This window comes from Mesorhizobium sp. B2-4-12, from assembly GCF_006441575.1.
In the GTDB taxonomy this organism is placed as follows: domain Bacteria; phylum Pseudomonadota; class Alphaproteobacteria; order Rhizobiales; family Rhizobiaceae; genus Mesorhizobium.
Window position 1 is genome coordinate 1 of sequence record NZ_VFVC01000099.1, and the last position, 2,747, is coordinate 2,747.

Here is a 2,747-nt window from a genome sequence, read left to right on the forward strand (position 1 = left end):
GCGGAGATTGCGGGACGGGGTGGGGGTGCGCCCTACGAGACCCCCACCCCGCTCCGCTTCACGGATGACCCTCCCCACAAGGGGGAGGGTCAACTCTCAAATATGCAGCGCGTGTCCCAGCGCCTTCAGCGCGGCTTCCTGGAAGCCCTCGCCTAGCGTCGGGTGGGAATGGATCGTTCCGGCGATATCCTCGAGCCGCGCGCCCATCTCCAGCGCCAGCCCAAAGGCCGTCGACAGTTCCGAGACGCCCTGCCCGACCGCCTGGATGCCGAGCACCAGATGGTTGTCGGCGCGGGCGACGACGCGAACAAAGCCATCTTCGCCAAGCTTGGTCATCGCCCGTCCGTTGGCGGCGAACGGGAACACGCCGATCTTGATCTCGCCTCGGGCCTTGGCCTCTTCAGGCGACAGTCCGGCCGTCACCAGCTCCGGATCGGTGAAGCAGACGGCCGGGATCGAGCGCTTGTCCCAGCTGCGCTTGTGGCCAGCGGCGATCTCGGCGACCATTTCGCCTTGCGCCATCGCCCGGTGCGCCAGCATCGGCTCGCCGGTGACGTCGCCGATGGCGAAGATGCCGCGCATCGAGGTGCGGAACTGGTCGTCGATGCGGATGAACCTGCCCGCTTTGTCGAGGTCGATCTGCTCGAGCCCCCAGCCTTCGGTCACCGGCTTGCGGCCGACCGTCACCAGGATCTTGTCCGCCGCGATCTTGGCATTCTTGCCGTCCGATGTCTCGATCAGCAGGGCGTCACCCTTCGTTGACAGGCCCTTGGCCTTGGCGCCGGTCATCACCTCGATGCCAAGCGCGGAAAGCCGCTTGACCACCGGCCGGGTCAGTTCGGCATCGTACTGCGCCAGCACGCGTGGCAAGGCCTCGACCACGGTCACCTTGGCGCCCATCTTGGCGAAGGCCATGCCGAGTTCCAGGCCGATATAGCCGCCACCGACGACCACGAGCCTCTTGGGCACCTCGCCCAGCGCCAACGCGTCCGTCGACGAAATGACGGGTCCGCCGAACGGCAGGAACGGCAACTCGACCGGTGCCGAGCCGGTGGCAATCACTATCATCTCGGCCCGGATCACCTGCATGCCCGTCTCGGTCTCGACCTCGACGGTCTTGCCGTCGCGGAACGTCGCCCAGCCATGCACGGTCTTGACCCCGGCCTTCTTCAGCAGGCCGGCAACGCCACTGTTGAGCCGGCTGACGATGCCGTCCTTCCACGCGACGGTTCTGGCAAGATCGAGCACCGGGACGGTGACCGAGATGCCGAGCGGGCTGTCGCAGCCGGCCATGTGCGCCACCTTCTCGAACTCTTCCGCCGCATGGATCAGCGCCTTGGAAGGAATACAGCCAACATTGAGGCAGGTGCCACCCGGCTTGCCCACCTCGACGATGACCGTATCGACGCCGAGCTGCCCGGCGCGGATGGCGCAGACATAGCCGCCCGGACCGGCGCCGATGACGAGGAGCTTGCAGGAGATTTCTTTCATCTTGGCACCTCGCTTGGTCGCGGTGCCTCGGGACCGCATCGCTCATGTTGGAGATCGGCGGAGGCGTTCGTACCTTCGTCATCCTGGGGCGGAGCAAGGAGCGTAGCGACGCGCGTAGACCCCGGGATCCATGCCGTCACGTTAAGGCGTTGCAACGGTCCGGAATTCTGTTCTGCTGCGCGCCCCGGCCGAGGTCGCGGCATGGATCCTCGGGTCAAGCCCGAGGATGACGAAGGTAAGGGGGCAGCGTCCGTATTCATAAACCTAATCCACGAAGATCAGCGCCGGCGTTTCCAGCAGCGTCTTGATGCGCTGGATGAAGACGGCCGCGTCCCAGCCGTCGATGACGCGATGGTCGAAGCTGGACGACAGGTTCATCATCTTGCGCGGGATGAACTGGGCGCCGTCCCATACCGGCCGCACCATCATCTTGTTGACGCCGATGATCGCCACCTCGGGGTGATTGATGACCGGCGTCGTCGCGACACCGCCCATGGCGCCGAGCGAGGTGATGGTTATGGTCGAGCCGGACAGCTCGTCGCGTGTCGCCGTGCCGGACTTCGCCGCCTCGGCCAGCCTGGCGACCTCGGCGCCGCACTCCCAGATGTCGCGCGCCTCGGCATGCTTGACCACCGGCACCACCAGTCCGGACGGCGTCTGCGCGGCGATGCCGATATGGATGCCGCCATGCTGGTGGATGATACCGGCCTCGTCGTCGAACAGCGAATTGAGCTGGGGCTGATCCGCTATCGCCTTGACCATCGCCCGCATCAGGAAGGGGAGCAGCGTCAGCTTGGGCCTTTCCGCGCCCGCCTTGGCAGGGCGCTTCTCCTTGTTGAGCGCGGTGCGCAGCTCTTCCAGCGCGGTGACGTCGATCTCCTCGACATAGGTGATGTGCGGGATGCGCGATTTGGACAGCGTCATCTTCTCGGCGATCTTGCGCCGCAGACCGACCACCTTGATGTCCTCGACAGCATCGTTGCGGGCAAGGCCCGATGCCTTGGCCATTTGCGGCCCGCGCGCCAGGAACGCCTCGATGTCCTCATGGCCGATGCGTCCGGCCGGACCGCTTCCCGCGACCTGCCTGAGATCGATGCCGGCGTCCTTCGCCCGCAGGCGAACGGCCGGCGATGCCAACGGCTTTTCGCCTTCAGGGCGTGGGGCGCCCACCGTCGCAGTACCCCCACCCCTAACCCCTCCCCACAAGGGGGAGGGGAACGCGCCTCGGCTCCCAAGGTCGAAGCAAAGCGCGCGCC

General features: G+C 66.3%; 2 protein-coding genes. Both read right to left on the reverse strand.

From position 1 onward, the window contains the following. Positions 1-96: 96 nt before the first annotated feature. Positions 97-1,491 carry a dihydrolipoyl dehydrogenase gene (lpdA, locus tag FJ934_RS27790; RefSeq protein WP_140613587.1) on the reverse strand — a complete coding sequence of 465 codons (1,395 nt, stop codon included), beginning with the start codon at positions 1,489-1,491 and terminating at the stop codon, positions 97-99. 264 nt (positions 1,492-1,755) lie between these two features. Next, positions 1,756-2,747: dihydrolipoamide acetyltransferase family protein (locus FJ934_RS27795; protein ID WP_246671665.1), on the reverse strand; the 992-nt coding region annotated here is incomplete at its 5' end.

Bases quoted from the DNA above. Each gene is read 5' to 3' on its own strand.
- lpdA (WP_140613587.1), bottom strand. From the start codon at position 1,491: ATGAAAGAAATCTCCTGCAAGCTCCTCGTCATCGGCGCCGGTCCGGGC.